The 14,821-nt window shown below is 67.6% G+C and carries 14 protein-coding genes; 8 read left to right on the top strand and 6 right to left on the bottom strand.

Features of this window, described 5'->3' with window-relative positions; genetic code table 11:
* Nucleotides 1–92 precede the first annotated feature (92 nt).
* Both parC and recO read right to left on the bottom strand, forming a co-directional pair.
* Nucleotides 93–2,351: a DNA topoisomerase IV subunit A gene (parC, locus tag FHS82_RS02600; RefSeq protein ID WP_166948379.1), complete on the bottom strand. Its 2,259-nt coding sequence runs from the start codon at nt 2,349–2,351 to the stop codon at nt 93–95.
* 100 nt (nt 2,352–2,451) lie between these two features.
* Nucleotides 2,452–3,192: a DNA repair protein RecO gene (gene recO, locus FHS82_RS02595; protein ID WP_166948377.1), complete on the bottom strand. Its 741-nt coding sequence runs from the start codon at nt 3,190–3,192 to the stop codon at nt 2,452–2,454.
* A gap of 201 nt (nt 3,193–3,393) precedes the next feature.
* On the opposite strand from recO, the gene FHS82_RS02590 reads away from it, so the two are divergent.
* From FHS82_RS02590 to FHS82_RS02580, 3 genes are all read left to right on the top strand, one after another.
* Nucleotides 3,394–4,227: a BglII/BstYI family type II restriction endonuclease gene (locus FHS82_RS02590; protein ID WP_343042494.1), complete on the top strand. Its 834-nt coding sequence runs from the start codon at nt 3,394–3,396 to the stop codon at nt 4,225–4,227.
* A complete protein-coding gene (locus tag FHS82_RS02585) occupies nt 4,224–4,874 on the top strand; it encodes an MT-A70 family methyltransferase (RefSeq protein ID WP_166948372.1) in 651 nt (216 codons plus the stop codon). Before FHS82_RS02590 ends, FHS82_RS02585 begins: the two co-directional genes overlap by 4 nt.
* Nucleotides 4,875–5,059: 185 nt before the next feature.
* Nucleotides 5,060–6,331 carry a TIGR03862 family flavoprotein gene (locus tag FHS82_RS02580; protein ID WP_343042485.1) on the top strand — a complete coding sequence of 424 codons (1,272 nt, stop codon included), beginning with the start codon at nt 5,060–5,062 and terminating at the stop codon, nt 6,329–6,331.
* Here FHS82_RS02580 and chpT read toward each other — a convergent pair.
* Nucleotides 6,309–6,959 carry a histidine phosphotransferase ChpT gene (gene chpT, locus FHS82_RS02575; protein ID WP_166948370.1) on the bottom strand — a complete coding sequence of 217 codons (651 nt, stop codon included), beginning with the start codon at nt 6,957–6,959 and terminating at the stop codon, nt 6,309–6,311. The genes FHS82_RS02580 and chpT overlap by 23 nt on opposite strands.
* A gap of 237 nt (nt 6,960–7,196) precedes the next feature.
* On the opposite strand from chpT, the gene FHS82_RS02570 reads away from it, so the two are divergent.
* From FHS82_RS02570 to FHS82_RS02560, 3 genes are all read left to right on the top strand, one after another.
* A complete protein-coding gene (locus FHS82_RS02570) occupies nt 7,197–8,105 on the top strand; it encodes a 3'(2'),5'-bisphosphate nucleotidase CysQ family protein (protein ID WP_166948368.1) in 909 nt (302 codons plus the stop codon).
* A 115-nt stretch (nt 8,106–8,220) separates the two neighbouring features.
* Complete coding sequence (locus FHS82_RS02565; protein ID WP_166948366.1) at nt 8,221–8,883, top strand: DUF1134 domain-containing protein; 663 nt, start codon at nt 8,221–8,223, stop codon at nt 8,881–8,883.
* 48 nt (nt 8,884–8,931) lie between these two features.
* Entirely contained in the window at nt 8,932–9,534 is a 603-nt protein-coding gene (locus FHS82_RS02560) for a hypothetical protein (protein ID WP_166948364.1), read from the top strand.
* Nucleotides 9,535–9,545: 11 nt separating this feature from the next.
* Here the strand turns inward: FHS82_RS02560 and FHS82_RS02555 are convergent, their stop codons facing one another.
* Nucleotides 9,546–9,953, bottom strand: a complete 408-nt coding sequence (locus tag FHS82_RS02555) for a methylglyoxal synthase (RefSeq protein WP_166948362.1) — start codon at nt 9,951–9,953, stop codon at nt 9,546–9,548.
* Between the two features lie 358 nt (nt 9,954–10,311).
* Here FHS82_RS02555 and FHS82_RS02550 point away from each other — a divergent pair, with 358 nt between their 5' ends.
* Complete coding sequence (locus FHS82_RS02550; protein ID WP_166948360.1) at nt 10,312–11,358, top strand: CorA family divalent cation transporter; 1,047 nt, start codon at nt 10,312–10,314, stop codon at nt 11,356–11,358.
* A gap of 23 nt (nt 11,359–11,381) precedes the next feature.
* Here the strand turns inward: FHS82_RS02550 and cmk are convergent, their stop codons facing one another.
* Together cmk and aroA are read right to left on the bottom strand one after the other, a co-directional pair.
* Nucleotides 11,382–12,026, bottom strand: coding sequence for a (d)CMP kinase (cmk, locus tag FHS82_RS02545; RefSeq protein WP_166948358.1), 645 nt, complete (start codon nt 12,024–12,026; stop codon nt 11,382–11,384).
* Nucleotides 12,023–13,399, bottom strand: coding sequence for a 3-phosphoshikimate 1-carboxyvinyltransferase (aroA, locus tag FHS82_RS02540; RefSeq protein ID WP_166948356.1), 1,377 nt, complete (start codon nt 13,397–13,399; stop codon nt 12,023–12,025). Before aroA ends, cmk begins: the two co-directional genes overlap by 4 nt.
* A 189-nt stretch (nt 13,400–13,588) precedes the next feature.
* Between aroA and FHS82_RS02535 the strand changes: the two genes are divergently transcribed.
* Nucleotides 13,589–14,821, top strand: coding sequence for an argininosuccinate synthase (locus FHS82_RS02535; RefSeq protein WP_166948354.1), 1,233 nt, complete (start codon nt 13,589–13,591; stop codon nt 14,819–14,821).

Below are 14,821 nucleotides of genomic sequence, written 5' to 3'. Positions count from 1 at the left end.
CATTTCGTTTTCTTGCCGCACCACGCGAATACCCTCGCGCCCGTGGCGGAAAAACCCGCCAGCCGGCCGCCCTCCCCGCATGCCCGCTACGATTACCGGAACCTGTTGTTGCGCGGAAAGCCCTTCGGCGGCAGGCGCCCGCCATCGGCGCGGTTGCCGAGCCAGGCGCGGATTTCGGCCTCGGGCACCGTCCACGTGCGGCCTGAGGCGTCGGTCCATGTCAGTCCATCCGCAATACTGAAGACGCGCGCGTCGGAGATGCCACCGTCGCCATAGCGCTGCAGGCGCACGCCGCGCCCACGCGCCATCTCCGGCAACTGGACGACCGGGAACACCAGCAGCTTGCGGTTTTCGCCGACGACGGCAACGTGGTCGCCGTTCGCCGGCACACACAGACGCGCCCGGCCGGCGGCATCAAGGTTCAGCACCTGCTTGCCCTTGCGCGTGTTGGCGACGATGTCGTCCGCCGCCGCGATGAAGCCGCGTCCGTCAGAGGCCGCCAGCAGCAGCTTTTCGCCCGAAACGTAGGGGAAGGCGGCGACGATCGCGGCGTTCTCGTCTATATCCGCCATCAGTCGCAACGGATCGCCCACGCCGCGCCCGCCGGGCAACTTCGCCGCCTCGATGGTGAAGACGCGCCCGTCGTCGGTCAGCACCAGCAGCCGTGCCGTCGTCTCGGTGGGGAACGACAGGAAGAGCCTGTCGTCGCCTTTGAACTGCAGGCTCGACAGGTCAACGCCGTGGCCCTTCAGCGCCCTGATCCAGCCCTTGGCCGACAGCACAACGGTGATCGGCTCGCGCTCGACCATCGCCTCCGTGAGGTCGGCACCCGCCGCCTCCGGCGCCTCGGCGAAGGTGGTGCGCCGGCGCCCGAGCGCGGTTTCGGGGCCGAAGAGCTTGCGCACCTCGCGCACCTCCCCCGCCACCCTCTTCCACTGGCTTTCCTCGGAGGCCAGCAGCGCCTCGATGCCAGCGCGCTCCTCCGTCAGCTTATCATGCTCGCGGCGCAGCTCCATCTCCTCCAGCTTGCGCAGCGAACGCAGCCGCGTGTTGAGGATGGCCTCGGCCTGCACGTCGGTGAGCGAAAAGGCGGCGATGAGCGCGGGTTTCGCCTCATCCTCCTCACGGATGATCCTGATGACGCGGTCGAGATCGAGATAGATGATCAGCAGGCCGTCGAGGATTTCGAGGCGGCGCACGATCTCGCCAAGCCGGAAGCGGGAACGGCGCAGCAGTACGTCGCGCCGGTGGTCAAGCCATTCGCGCAGCACTTCCGCAAGGCTCAGCACTTTCGGAATCTGCCCCGCCGCCAGCACGTTGAGGTTGAGCGACAGGCGCGATTCGAGTTCGGTCAGCCGGAACAGCGATTCCATCATCAGCACGTCATCGACGGTCCGCACGCGCGGTTCGATGACGATGCGGATGTCCTCCGCCGATTCGTCGCGGATATCGGCGACCAGCGGCAGCTTCTTGGCGAGCAGCAGATCGGCGGCTTTCTCGATCAGCCGCCCCTTGGTCACGCCATAGGGAATCTCGGTGACAATCGCCGTCCACTGGCCGCGCGCTCCCTCCTCCCGCGTCCAGCGGGCGCGCACGCGGAAGCCGCCGCGTCCCGTGCGGTAGGCTTCGGCGATGGTCTCGCGGTCGTCCACGATGATGCCGCCCGTGGGCAAGTCCGGCCCCAGCACGAAGGTCAGCAGGGCGTCGGTGTCGGCGGCCGGATGCGTGATCAGATAGAGCGCCGCGTCGCACAGTTCGGCGGCGTTGTGGGGCGGGATGGAGGTGGCCATGCCGACCGCGATGCCCTGCGCGCCGTTCGCCATCAGGTTCGGAAAGGCCGCCGGCAGCACGACAGGCTCGCGGTTGGTCTCGTCGTAGGTGTCGCGGAAGTCGACCGCATCCTCATCGATGCCCTGCAGCAGAAGCTGCGCGACGGGTGTCAGCCGCGCCTCGGTGTAGCGCATGGCGGCGGCATTGTCGCCGTCGACATTGCCGAAGTTGCCCTGCCCCTCGATCAGCGGATAACGCTGGGCGAAATCCTGAGCGAGGCGCACCAGCGCGTCATAGATGGACTGGTCCCCGTGCGGATGGAACTGACCCATGACATCGCCGACGACGCGCGCGGATTTCTTGAAGGCCGCGCCCGGCTCAAGCCGCAGCAGCCGCATGCCGTGGAGGATGCGCCGGTGGACGGGTTTGAGGCCGTCGCGCGCGTCGGGCAGCGCGCGATGCATGATGGTGGAGAGCGCATAGGCAAGGTAGCGCTCTTCCAGCGCCTCGCGCAGGCCGACTTCCTCGATGCCGCCGTCATCGCGCCCGCCCGCCGGCGGCAAATCCGCTTTCTTGCCCATTGAACCCCTGAGAACTCCGCACCGAATCCCGTCTTATCGCGAACATATATCGAACGACACCGATCATCGCAAGCCGCCTTGCGTCGGACAGGCCCGTGCATCACGCGAGCAGCGACAGCAGGCGCGCCCGCGCGTCCGGCAGCGGTGCGTCGCGGGAGCCGTAGATGTGGCGCGCGAGGAAATGGCCGGTGAGCGCGAAGCCCGCCCGCACCGCCGCGTTGCCGGGATGGCCTGCACCCGCCATGAAGCCCCGCCCGTTGCCGGAATCGCGCAGGAAGGCCGGCAGCGCCAGCAGCCTGTCCTGGTATGGCTCGCCGGCCCGCGCCGACACTGCCCGCCCGGTTCGTGGCGATACATAGATGAGGTCCTGCGTCGCGCCCGTCACGGCGCATTGCGTGAGATCGAGACCGAAGCCGAATTCCGCGAGCAGGGCGAGTTCGAAGCGCACGAGCAGCACGGGGGCGATGCCGGCCTCGTCCAGGTGGTCGAGCACGACGAGTGCGGCGTCGTAGAGGGCAGGATGCGGATCGCGCTCGGGCAACAGGCGCAGCAGATCGGCGAGCAGGCCGAGACCGTTCAGCGCCAGCGGCGAATCGAGAAAGCGGGCGGCGCGCGACACGGTGCCCTCGACGCGGTACTGGCCGAGCTGGCCCTCGACGCGCCCGCGCCAGACGGCCTCGACCGAATTTCCCGTCTGCAGCACCGGCTGCATGCGCAACGAACGCCCGCCACGCAACAGCCCGCCGTGACGGCCGCGCGCGCGCGTCAGCAGATCGAGGATGACGCTCGTCTCCCCGTGCCGCCTGATGCCGAGTACAATGCCTTCGTCCTGCCATTGCATGGCTTTCCATAGCATGAATCGCGCGGGCAACGCACAGGCGGACAGTTGGCGCGGACCGGATCGGGGCACACGGACAGGCGGCGGCGAGAGGAAACCGGAAAGCTGTGAATCATGCCCCGGGTTGCTCGGTCCGGCCAGTCGTTCCGCTTGTGTTCTCACGGTTTTCTGTTACCAGTCAGTTGACGGGAGATGAGGTTGAGCGTGGTCGACGATATTGCCGCAGATGAATTGGCGGACGAAATCGCACTGGAAGACATCGCCCTTGCGGAAGTGGCGACGGCGCCGGGCGACGCGGCGGATCCGCAGGCGTTGGTCGACGCGATGGTTCCAGCGGACATCCGCACGAAATACGAGGTCTACAGCTACCGGAACGCTGCCGTCATCCTGAATCAGAGCCACAGGGCCGAGTACGGAGAACTGCTTGAGGCGCTGCGCGGCTTCAGCATCACGACGCAGATGATCCGCACCGCCGGCGGCAACGAATCCGATATTCCCAAGCTTTTCTCTCAGGTTCTGCGGCCGCTGAACTGGCACGAGACCGTCGTGCAGGGAGACCTGCTCGTCCGCCTGCTGTGGCGGGAGCAGAGCCGCAATACGAAAGCGGGCAGGCCCGTGTTCGAGCGCCGGCAGAAGGAGATAAGACGGGCCAACTTTCTGGACGGGCACAAGATAGACTACGTCAAGGGCAGGGTTGCATTCGATCTCGAATGGAACAGCAAGGATCAGACGTTCGATCGCGACCTCTACGCATTCAGCGCCTTCGCGCAATGCGGCGTGATCGATGCTGCCGTTCTGGTCACGCGCAGCCGCAGTCTGGATATGGTGTTCCGTCAGGTGGGGCCGGCGCTGAAAAAAGATGGGAACATAGAGACGAAGCGGAACGGCGACCCGCGCCCGACGATGGAAAAATACGGCGCGAGCACAACGTGGATGGGCAAACTCCTCTATCGCCTCAATGCCGGGCGCAATGGCGGCTGTCCTGTGCTCGCCATCGGCATCACGCCTGAGTGCGTCAGCGACTGGAGTGCGGAATGACAGGCTCCCCGAACCCCGTCGAGGAATTCCGGCAGCAGCTTGCCGGCCGCAAGTTTGCGACCATCCTCGCCGATCCACCGTGGCGATTCCAGAACCGGACCGGCAAGATGGCCCCGGAACACAAGCGCCTCAGTCGCTATGGCACCATGGAACTCGCCGAGATCGCGGCGTTGCCGGTCTCCGAAGCGGCTGCAAGCCCCGCGCATCTCTATCTGTGGGTGCCAAATGCTCTCCTGCCCGAGGGGCTTGCGGTCATGAAGGCGTGGGGCTTCGATTACAAGTCCAACCTCGTCTGGCACAAGGTGCGGAAGGATGGGGGCTCCGATGGCCGGGGTGTCGGGTTCTATTTTCGTAACGTGACGGAGCTGGTGCTGTTCGGCGTGCGGGGCAAGAACGCCCGGACGCAGGCTCCCGGCCGCAGGCAGGTCAATCTTTTCGCCGCGCAAAAGCGCGAGCACAGCCGCAAGCCGGACGAATTCTATGATATAATAGAGGCATGCAGCCCGGGTCCCTATCTCGAACTCTTCGCGCGCGGCACCCGCACGGGATGGATGGCGTGGGGCAATCAGGCCGGCGAGTACGACATCACCTGGGATACCTATGCCAATCACAGCCGGCGCGGCAATGTCGTCGCGGCGGCGGAATAGGGCGCGCTTCCTTGCCCTCAGGGCCGGGATTGCGCCTCGACAGCCAGAGAAAGCGAGGCGGCGATTCGCAAGAGGCCGCTTCACTCCATGCGGCGTTGTCTTGCGCCGCATCCGTCCGGAGAACGCCTTGTCATCGCATTTCACCATAACCATGAGCCCACCGGGCCGGCGCGGGACATTCTGCCGTGTCCGCCGATAACGAGACGAGACGAACCGTCGCCGTCGTCGGCGCGGGACCGGCGGGGTTGATGGCCGCCGGGGAACTGGCGCGCGCCGGTTGCGCGGTGACGGTCTACGAGCGCATGCCTTCCCCCGCCCGCAAGTTCCTGATGGCGGGACGCGGCGGGCTGAACCTCACGCACGCGGAGCCGCTCGACAAGTTTCTGCAGCGATACGGGCCGGCGCGCAACTGGCTGGAGCCCGCTATCCGCGCGTTTCCGCCCGGGCGCCTGCGCCGGTGGAGCGCTGATCTGGGCGAACCCACCTTCGAGGGATCGAGCCGGCGCATCTTTCCGCGCTCCTACAAGGCCACGCCGCTGCTGCGCGCCTGGCTGCGACAGCTGGAGCAGGCCGGCGTCGCCTTCTCCTTCCGCCATTGCTGGCTCGGTTTCGCGAACGGCGGCCTGCGCTTCGCCACGCCGGAGGGCGAGCGTGTCGTCTGCGCCGATGCCGCGCTGCTGGCGCTCGGCGGCGGATCGTGGCCGCGGCTCGGCTCTGACGGCGGCTGGGTGGAGGTGCTGCGCGGCGAGGGCATCGATGTCGCGGAGCTGCGCCCTGCGAATTGCGGCTTCACCGTCGCGTGGTCGGACGTGTTTCGAGCCCGTGCCGAGGGCGAGCCGCTGAAGCGCATTGCGCTACACGCGGAAGGGCTGACCGCCAACGGCGAAGCGATGATCACCGCGACCGGCATCGAGGGCGGTGCCGTCTATGCGCTGTCGACGGTACTGCGAGAGGCCATCGCCCGCGACGGCGAAGCAACGCTCACGATCGACCTGCAAACCGGCATGAACGAGTCGGAACTGGCGTGGCGGCTGGAGCGGGCGCGGTCCGGCCAGTCGGCAGCGACCACCCTGCGCAAGGTCGCCGGCCTGTCGCCAGCGGCGGCGCTGCTGGTGCGCGAGCCCGGCCCGCTGCCGACGACCGCGCGGGAACTCGCGGCGCTCGTCAAGGGCGTGCCTATCCGCCTCACCGGCACGCAGCCGCTGGCACGGGCCATTTCGTCGGCAGGCGGCATCCACAGGGCGGAGATCGACGACAACTACATGCTGCGCAAGAGACCCGGCGTGTTCGCGGCCGGCGAGATGCTCGACTGGGAGGCCCCCACCGGCGGCTACCTGCTGCAGGCCACCTTCGCCACCGGCCACGCGGCCGCGGCGGGCATCCTGCGCTATCTGGAAAGCGGGAGCGGCGAACCTCCGCCGCCGGCTGTGCCGCTCAGCTCAGGGGATCAGCGCTGATGGTGACGATGTCGCCGTCGATGGTGAAGCTCACGCCAAGCCCCGCCGCATTCGCCACGAGCCCGGTATAGAAGGCCTGGATGCCGTGCGCGTCCACCTCGCCCGTGGCGGAGCGCCCGGCGACGAGTTCCTGAGCGTTGACGGGAATGCGCGCCTGCGGCCCCTGCGCCGTGACGCGCAGACGGGTCTCCGCCGGCGCCGCGCCGAAATCGGCGTCGACCGTGATGCGCCCGCCGCGCGGAATGGCATTGGTCGCTACCAGGATGAGGTTGAGCAGCAGCTTAACCTTGTTTTTCGGCAGCAGCCGCCGTTCCGCGTTCCACACCAGCGACAGTTTGTCGTCGTGGATGAAGCCCTTGGCGACCTGCTCGGCGTCGCCCAGATCGATCTCCGCGCCGGCGGAACCGGCCGCGCCGAAGGCCAGGCGTGCAAACTGAAGGCGAGCGGAGGCCTGGCGCGCGCTCTTCTTGATGAGGTCGAGCGCGAACTCCTTCATGGAGGCGTCGTCCTCGTCCTCCAGTACTTCGAGGCCGTTGACGATGGCGCCCACCGGGCTGATGACGTCGTGACACACCCGGCTGCACAGCAAGGCGGCGAGGTCGAGTGCGTCGAGGGAGACAGAAGTCATGAGTGCTCCGCGGGCGAAAATCTGTTTCTATCCTGATGTGGCCTTGGCGCGCTGCGGCCGTTTTCCTGCGATCGGCGACACCTTGCGAAAAAAATCTGTTACACGGTGCCGCCGGGCTTGAAAAGCGGCTACACTGCACGCTAACCAAATCAGGTTAACAGATCGTCAGGTCAAGCGGCAGCCGCATCGCGCGACCCACAGGCCGGACCGGGCGGCGACACGCCCCGAGGAACCATCATGCCGACGCCTCCAGACCCGCGCGATTTCCCCCCGGACGGCGCGGCGGGCGATTATCGCCGGTGGCACGAGCCCGCCATCCGCGACCGGCTGGCGGAGCATCTGGGCGAAATCGTCCGCCTCGCCGGCGGCCTGATTCTGGAGGCGGTGGCGCGCGGCTTCGGCGTCTACCGCAAGACGGACGGGTCGAGCTACACGGACGCCGACGTCGAGGCGGAACGCTATATCCTCGACACGCTCGCCGTGCATTTTCCAAACGTACCCGTGATCGCCGAGGAACAGACGGCGGCGCGCGCCGAAGCAGGCGAGACGGCCGGCGATATAACGGCGGACAGGGCGTTCTTCCTCGTCGACCCGCTCGACGGCACGCGCGATTTCACCAGCGGCGGCCTCGAATACACGGTCAACGTCGCGGCGATCGTCAACGGCGTGCCCGTGGCGGGCGCGGTGTACGCGCCGGCGAGCGGCCTGCTGTGGATCGGTGGCGCGCACGCTGCCGCCACGAAGCGCACACCCTATGAGCCGCGCCCGACCGTGGCGGACTGGCGGACCATTCACACACGCAAGGCGCCGCCGGCCGGCCTGACCGCGCTCGCGAGCCGCCGCCACGGCGATGAGCACACGGAAGAATTTCTGGCCCGCCTGCCCGTATGCGAGCGCGTCTCGGCATCTTCGTCCGTCAAGTTCTGCGTCATCGCGCAGGGTGAGGCGGACGTCTACCCGCGCTTCGGCCGCACCATGGAGTGGGACACGGCGGCGGGAGACGCAGTGCTGCGCGCCGCTGGCGGCACCGTGGTCGATCCGGCCGGCGCACCGCTGACCTACGGGCGCGCGCGGGACGGCCACGTTAACGGACCGTTCATCGCCTGGGGCGATCCTGCTGCTGTCGGCGCCTTTTGCCGCCCGTGAGGAGGCGTGCGACGGCGATTGCCTCGCGACAGCCATTGTTGGCATAGATACTGCGCCAACCTTCACACGTCGGCCCAACAGTGCCGACCGGCGATGCCTCAGGAGGAACGGGTGCATGGATTCGTCACCGCGTGATACGAAACAACCGCAGCTCACACGGCGCAGAATGCTGGCTCTTTCGGCAGGCAGCGGACTGGCCGCGCTGCTGTCGGCAGGCCCGCAAGGCGCCCTGGCCCAGCAACCGCCGCCGCCCGGCTTCGAGCCGGCGCCCGCCTCGGGCGACACGTTCAACGTAGAGGAAATCGTCGACTCGGGACACCGCTTCTTCGGCTCCACCTCACGTGGCCTGGCGCTCGCGGTGCAGAACGTCTTCGAGCGCTGGGGCAAGCCCAACGGCTACATCCTGGGGCAGGAGGCGGCGGGCGCCTTCTTCGGCGGCCTGCGCTACGGCGAAGGGCGCGTCTACACGCGCAACATGGGTGAGCGCGTCGTGTTCTGGCAGGGGCCTTCGCTCGGCTTCGATTTCGGCGGGGCGGGCAACAGGACGATGATCCTCATCTATCACCTGCCTAACGTCGAGATCATGTTCCAGCGCTTCGCCGGCATCGATGGCTCGGCCTATCTGGTGGCGGGCTTCGCGGTTTCCGCGCTCGCGGGCCGAGGCGAAGGGACGCGGGATGTCGTTCTGGTGCCGATCCGCACCGGCGTGGGGCTTAAACTGGGTGTCAATATCGGCTACCTGAAATTCACTCCCCAATCCACGTGGAATCCGTTCTGATCGGGCTCTCCGATCCCGAATCATTATCCGAACAGGCGAGGCGCTGACGTGTTCGAAACCGTCCTGATCTTTGCGGCCGGATTCCTGGCCGCCAGCGTCCTGGCGCTGATGATCCTGCCGGGCGTCAACGCGCGCGCGGGCCGTCTCGCCCGGCGCCGGCTGGCGGCGCAGTTCCCGATCTCGATCGATGAACTCACCGCGCAGATGGACTATGTGCGGGCCGAAGGCGCCATCGCCGTGCGAAAGGTGGAGCGTCAGCTCGAAAAGGAGCGCGCCGCCCACGCGCAGGACCGGGCAGGGTCGGGCACCGTCGAGGCCGCACTGCGCCAGCAGATGATGGCCGACGCTTCCGCCCTCGCAAGCCTCCGCCGGGAGCACGATGCATCGACGCAGGAAAACGTGCGGCTCACGGCGGAACTCGACGCGATGACCGAAGACCGCGACGCACGGCGCATCGCCATCGCCGGCCTTGAGACGCGGCTCGCGAGCCTCACGGCCGGCAGCGCCGCGCAGGAAAACGCGCTGCTGCGCAAGCGCATCACGGAGGTGGCGGAGCGGATTGCCGTGCTGACCGGAACGGAAGACGCGCCTGCCCCGCCGGTCGAGGCCGACACGCCGGACGTGCCGCGGAAAAAGGCATCCGCAGGTTGAACCGCCGGCGCCTATCCCGCCGCCTCGCCGGCGGCCTTCCCGCCGCGCAAGACGGCCGCGAGAACCATTTCCGCCGTGGCGCGGTTCAGCGCCATCGGCACGTCGTAGACAAGCGCGAGGCGCATCAGCGCCTTCACGTCGACATCGTGCGGCAGGGGCGAGAGCGGATCGACGAAGAAGATCAACACGTCGATCGCGTTCTCGGCGATCATCGCGCCGATCTGCTGGTCGCCGCCGTAGGGGCCGCTCTTCAGCCGTGTGATATCGAGTTCGGGACAGCGTTCCATGATTCGCAAGCCGGTCGTGCCGGTCGCGAACAGCGCGCATTGGCCCAGAAAGACGCGATGGCGCTCCGCGAAGGAGGCGAGTTCGTCCTTGCGCGCATCGTGGGCGACGAGCGCCAGCCTGATTGCAGTCATCCTTCGTTTCCCCTGAACCCTCTGTCGGGACAAACGGCCGGGCGCGCCGCTCTTTTCGGGTATACAGCACCCGCGTAGGCCCGGCATAGACCATTTCCACGTTTCGTTGAAATGCGAAAACGGCCTATGTGTTTGCTTTTTAACAACTTACGACGCAAGAACGGCGTCCGCTTTTGCTGAAATTGCTTCAGCCCCCATCGCCGAGCGGAGCAGACGGTGCGCAGCCGGGTAAAGCACGTTTATCATATCCGTCATTCGTATGTCGGCTATTGCGCCGACAACAGAACCGGACGGCTCCGCGGGAGTGTCCCGGACGATCAGACGGATTCGCCCTGACAGGCGATGCGGAAGGCAAACCATGCAGCAGACACCACTGGCCACGATCATCAGCGACACGCGCGATACCATGTGGCTGTGCCGCTTCGACGGCAACGGCCAGGCGCATTGGGACGGCATCAGGGAAGAGGATCCGCCGGCGCTGGCCCTCGACACGCTCCTCTGCCCCGCCGACGAGGACGGCACGCGCGGCTTCGTCTGGATTCACGTCGATCTCGTCGATACGCGGGCGCGAAACTGGATCGGCGGGCTGCCCTTCGTGCCGGAGCCGTTGCGCCAGCGTTTCATCACCAGCACTGGCCGCCGATCCGTGGCCTGCCAGGACGGCGTGCTGAACTTCAGCCTGCCCGACAGCGCGCTGAACTTCGATACGCCGACCGACGAAATGACGTTCCTGCAATGCCTCGTGGGCGCGGATTTCATCATCACCGGGCGGCGGCGGAAAGTCGCGGCCGTCGCGGAGGTCGTCGCCGCGACAGACAAGGGCCAGCACTTCGCCACGCCGGTCATCCTCCTCGGCGCGCTCGTCGGCCAGATCACGCAGCGGCTGGAGGCGGCGAGCGCCGCCGCCTCCGACGAGCTGGACGACATCGAGGACCACGTGCTGAGCGAGCGGATGAAGGCCAACACCACCCAGTTGCTCGGTCCCCTGCGCCGCGCCATGGCGCGCGTCCATCGCCAGACGCTGATCCTGCGGCAGACGGTTTTCCAGGTCGAGTGCGCGGAAACGGCGATGCCGCCCGACGACCGGCGCAGGGCGCTGCATGTCTATGTGGAACGGCTCGACGTCCTCGATCATGACACGGTCTCGGAACAGGGCCGCGCCAAGATACTCCAGGATGAAATCTCGACCCGCATCGCCAACGAATCGAACCGCAGCCTCTATATCGTCACCATGATGACGACCTTCTTCATGCCGCCCGCGCTGATCGCCGGCATCTTCGGCATGAACGTCGCCAACCTGCCGCTGACGGAAACGCGCGGCGGCTTCTGGTGGAGCGTACTGCTCCTGCTGCTCAGCATCGCCGGCACCTATTACATCCTGCGGCGGTTCGTCGGGAGCCGGTGAGAGTGGCGCGCCTCCGGATCGTTTCACTGAAACGATGAAATGATCCGGTGCCTCTTGCCCTCGATGATGGCGAGCGCCGACGCCACAACGCCCGCCACGTCGAGCGCCGACGTATCGATCACCACGGCATCGTCCGCCTTTACGAGCGGAGCGGCGTCGCGCTGCGAATCGCGGGCATCGCGTTGGCGGATGTCCAGGAGGATCGCGGCTTCGTCGACGGGCTCGCCGCGTCCCGCGAGTTCCAGCGCCCGCCGCCGCGCCCGCACCTCGGGGGTCGCGGTCACGAACAGCTTGATGTCCGCCCCCGGGCAGATCACCGTGCCAATGTCGCGCCCGTCGAGCACTGCGCCGCCCGGCTGCTCGGCGAAGGCGCGCTGCAGGGCGAGCAGCGCCGCGCGCACGGGCGGATGCGCGGCGACGACGGATGCCGCCTCACCCATCTCACGGCCGCGCAGGCGCTCGTCATCGATCAGGCCCGGCTCGAAACTCAGGGCGAACCCCGCCGCGGCGTCGACGTCGTCAAGACGCGCGCCTTCGTCCAGCATCTGCCGCGCGACGCCGCGATAGAGCATGCCGGTGTCGAGATGCGGCAGGCCGAAATGCGCGGCGAGCCTTTTCGCGAGCGTCCCCTTGCCCGAGGCGGCCGGACCATCGATGGCGATGATCATGCGCCGGCTCCCCCACCCTGCAGTCCGGCGTCGATGTCGCCGCCGAGTTCGCGCATCAGCGGCACGAAGGTCGGGAAGCTGGTGGCGATCATGGTGCCGTCGTCGACGCGCATGCCCGCGCGCGCGGCGAGCCCCAGCACCAGGAACGCCATGGCGATGCGATGATCGAGATGCGTCGCCGCCGTGCCGCCGCCACGCACCTCGCCGTTGCCGCCGGTGACGATAAGATCGTCGCCCTCGATGCGCACGCCGACGCCCGCCGCCGCCAGCCCGTCCGCGACGGCTTGCAGGCGGTCCGATTCCTTCACGCGCAGCTCGTGCAGGCCGCGCATGCGCGTCTCGCCCGAAGCGAAGGCGGCCGCCACGGCCAGCACCGGATATTCGTCGATCATGGAAGGCGCGCGTTCGGCCGGCACATCGACGCCCCGCAGGGTGCCCGCGCGCACGCGCAGGTCCGCGACGGTCTCGCCACCTTCCTCTCGCGCGTTCAGCTCCTCGATATCCGCCCCCATCTCGCGCAGGGTGGCGAACAGGCCGGTGCGCAGCGGGTTGACCATCACGTTGTCGAGCACAATGTCGGAGCCCGGCACGATGAGCGCCGCAACCAGCGGGAAGGCGGCGGAGGATGGATCGGCAGGCACGGCGATGGGCGCCGCGCGCAGTTCCGGCTGGCCGGTGAGCGTGATGCGCCTGCCGTGTTGGCCGTGCGGCTCCACGACGACCTCCGCGCCGAAGTGGCGCAACAGGCGCTCCGTGTGATCGCGCGAGGCTTCCTGCTCGATCACCGTGGTCTTGCCGGGCGCGTTGAGCCCCGCGAGCAGCACGGCCGACTTGATCTGGGCGGAGGGCACCGGCGTTTCATAGACGATCGGCGCCGTCTCGCGCGGGCCGCGAATCGTCAACGGCAGCCGCCCGCCCTCGGCCTCCGACACGACCTCGGCCCCCATGCGCACCAGCGGATCGACGATGCGCCGCATCGGCCGCTTGCGCAACGAGGCGTCTCCGTCGAAGGTCGCGGTGATCGGATGGCTGGCGGCGACGCCCATGGTGAGCCGAGAACCCGTGCCCGCATTGCCGAAGTCGAGCACACCCGCGGGCTGCTGCAGGCCGCCGATGCCGACGCCCACGACCCGCCATTCGCCCTCGCCCAGCCGCTCCGCGACACCGCCGAGCGCGCGCACCGCATCCGCCGTGCGCAGCACGTCCTCGCCTTCGAGCAGGCCGGTCACGCTGGTCTCGCCGATGGCGAGCAGGCCGAACAGCAGCGCCCGGTGCGAGATCGACTTGTCGCCGGGAATGCGCGCGCGGCCCGCGAGCGGGCCGGAGGGACGGGCGGCGAGAGGCGCGGGGGCGGCATGCGGTGCGGCGGACATGAGCGGCTTTCCTTCCGGCGGACTGGTTCTCGCAGCCTCCTAGCAGAGACCGCCGCAAAGGTCATCTTTGAAGTGGAGGGTTGCGCGCGGCGCCGGTGTTACTATAGTCGCCGGATCGCAATGAGGGCCGGAATCCGGCAACGACAATAAAACCCCCCGGCGAGGGTCGCCCGCCGCATGGACCAGACAATGACAGACAAGCGTGTGAAGAAAGTTGTGCTCGCCTATTCGGGCGGCCTCGATACCTCCATCATCCTCAAGTGGCTGCAGACCAACTATCAGGCGGAAGTGGTGACCTTCACCGCCGATCTCGGCCAGGGCGAGGAGCTTGAGCCCGCCCGCCAGAAGGCGCTGTTGCTCGGCATCAAGCCCGAGAACATCTTCATCGAGGATCTGCGCGAGGAATTCGTGCGCGACTATGTCTTCCCGATGTTCCGCGCGAACGCCCAGTACGAGGGGCTCTATCTGCTCGGCACCTCCATCGCCCGTCCGCTGATCGCGAAGAAGCAGATCGAGATCGCCGAGAAGACCGGCGCCGACGCCGTCTCCCACGGCGCCACCGGCAAGGGCAACGACCAGGTGCGCTTCGAACTCGGCTACTATGCGCTGAAGCCGGACGTCACCGTGATCGCACCCTGGCGCGAGTGGGACCTTACCTCGCGCACGAAGCTCGTCGAATTCGCCGAGCAGAACCAGATTCCGATCGCCAAGGACAAGCGCGGCGACGCGCCCTTCTCCGTGGACGCCAACCTGCTGCACACCTCCTCCGAGGGGAAGGTGCTGGAGGACCCGGCCGAGGAAGTGCCGGAATACGTGTTCTCGCGCACCGTCTCGCCCGAGGCCGCGCCCGATCACCCGACCTACATCACCGTCGATTTCGAGAAGGGCGACGCCGTCGCCATCGACGGTGAGAAGCTGTCGCCGGCAAGCCTGCTGACGAAGCTCAACGAACTGGGCCGCATCAACGGCGTCGGCCGCCTCGACCTCGTCGAGAACCGCTTCGTCGGCATGAAGTCGCGCGGCATGTACGAGACGCCCGGCGGCACCATCCTGTGGTACGCCCACCGCGCCATCGAGCAGATCACGCTCGACCGCGGTGCCGCGCACCTCAAGGACGAGCTGATGCCGAAGTATGCCGAGCTTATCTACAACGGCTTCTGGTTCTCGCCGGAGCGCGAACTGCTGCAGAAGCTCATCGATGCCAGCCAGGAATTCGTCACCGGCCGGGTGCGGCTCAAGCTCTACAAGGGCGGCGTGCATATCGTGGGCCGCGAGAGCCCGTTCTCTCTCTACGATCAGGACCTCGTCACCTTCGAGGACGGCGCCGTCGCGTACGACCACCGCGATGCGCAGGGCTTCATCCGCCTCAACGCGCTGCGTCTGCGCACGCTGGCGCAGCGCCGGCGCAAACTCGGACTCTGA

It is taken from the genome of Pseudochelatococcus lubricantis, from assembly GCF_011762225.1.
In the GTDB taxonomy this organism is placed as follows: Bacteria; Pseudomonadota; Alphaproteobacteria; order Rhizobiales; family Beijerinckiaceae; genus Pseudochelatococcus; species Pseudochelatococcus lubricantis.
Note: the sequence above shows the minus strand (reverse complement) of the source record. Positions and strands in the feature narration are given on the sequence as shown.

What these genes read in the sequence shown, in the direction of transcription:
- FHS82_RS02570 (WP_166948368.1), top strand. Translation starts at nt 7,197, where the DNA reads ATGCCGACGCCTCCAGACCCGCGCGATTTCCCCCCGGACGGCGCGGCG.
- FHS82_RS02555 (WP_166948362.1), bottom strand. Translation starts at nt 9,953, where the DNA reads ATGACTGCAATCAGGCTGGCGCTCGTCGCCCACGATGCGCGCAAGGAC.
- chpT (WP_166948370.1), bottom strand. Translation starts at nt 6,959, where the DNA reads ATGACTTCTGTCTCCCTCGACGCACTCGACCTCGCCGCCTTGCTGTGC.
- aroA (WP_166948356.1), bottom strand. Translation starts at nt 13,399, where the DNA reads ATGTCCGCCGCACCGCATGCCGCCCCCGCGCCTCTCGCCGCCCGTCCC.
- cmk (WP_166948358.1), bottom strand. Translation starts at nt 12,026, where the DNA reads ATGATCATCGCCATCGATGGTCCGGCCGCCTCGGGCAAGGGGACGCTC.
- parC (WP_166948379.1), bottom strand. Translation starts at nt 2,351, where the DNA reads ATGGGCAAGAAAGCGGATTTGCCGCCGGCGGGCGGGCGCGATGACGGC.
- FHS82_RS02550 (WP_166948360.1), top strand. Translation starts at nt 10,312, where the DNA reads ATGCAGCAGACACCACTGGCCACGATCATCAGCGACACGCGCGATACC.
- recO (WP_166948377.1), bottom strand. Translation starts at nt 3,192, where the DNA reads ATGCAATGGCAGGACGAAGGCATTGTACTCGGCATCAGGCGGCACGGG.
- FHS82_RS02585 (WP_166948372.1), top strand. Translation starts at nt 4,224, where the DNA reads ATGACAGGCTCCCCGAACCCCGTCGAGGAATTCCGGCAGCAGCTTGCC.
- FHS82_RS02535 (WP_166948354.1), top strand. Translation starts at nt 13,589, where the DNA reads ATGACAGACAAGCGTGTGAAGAAAGTTGTGCTCGCCTATTCGGGCGGC.
- FHS82_RS02565 (WP_166948366.1), top strand. Translation starts at nt 8,221, where the DNA reads ATGGATTCGTCACCGCGTGATACGAAACAACCGCAGCTCACACGGCGC.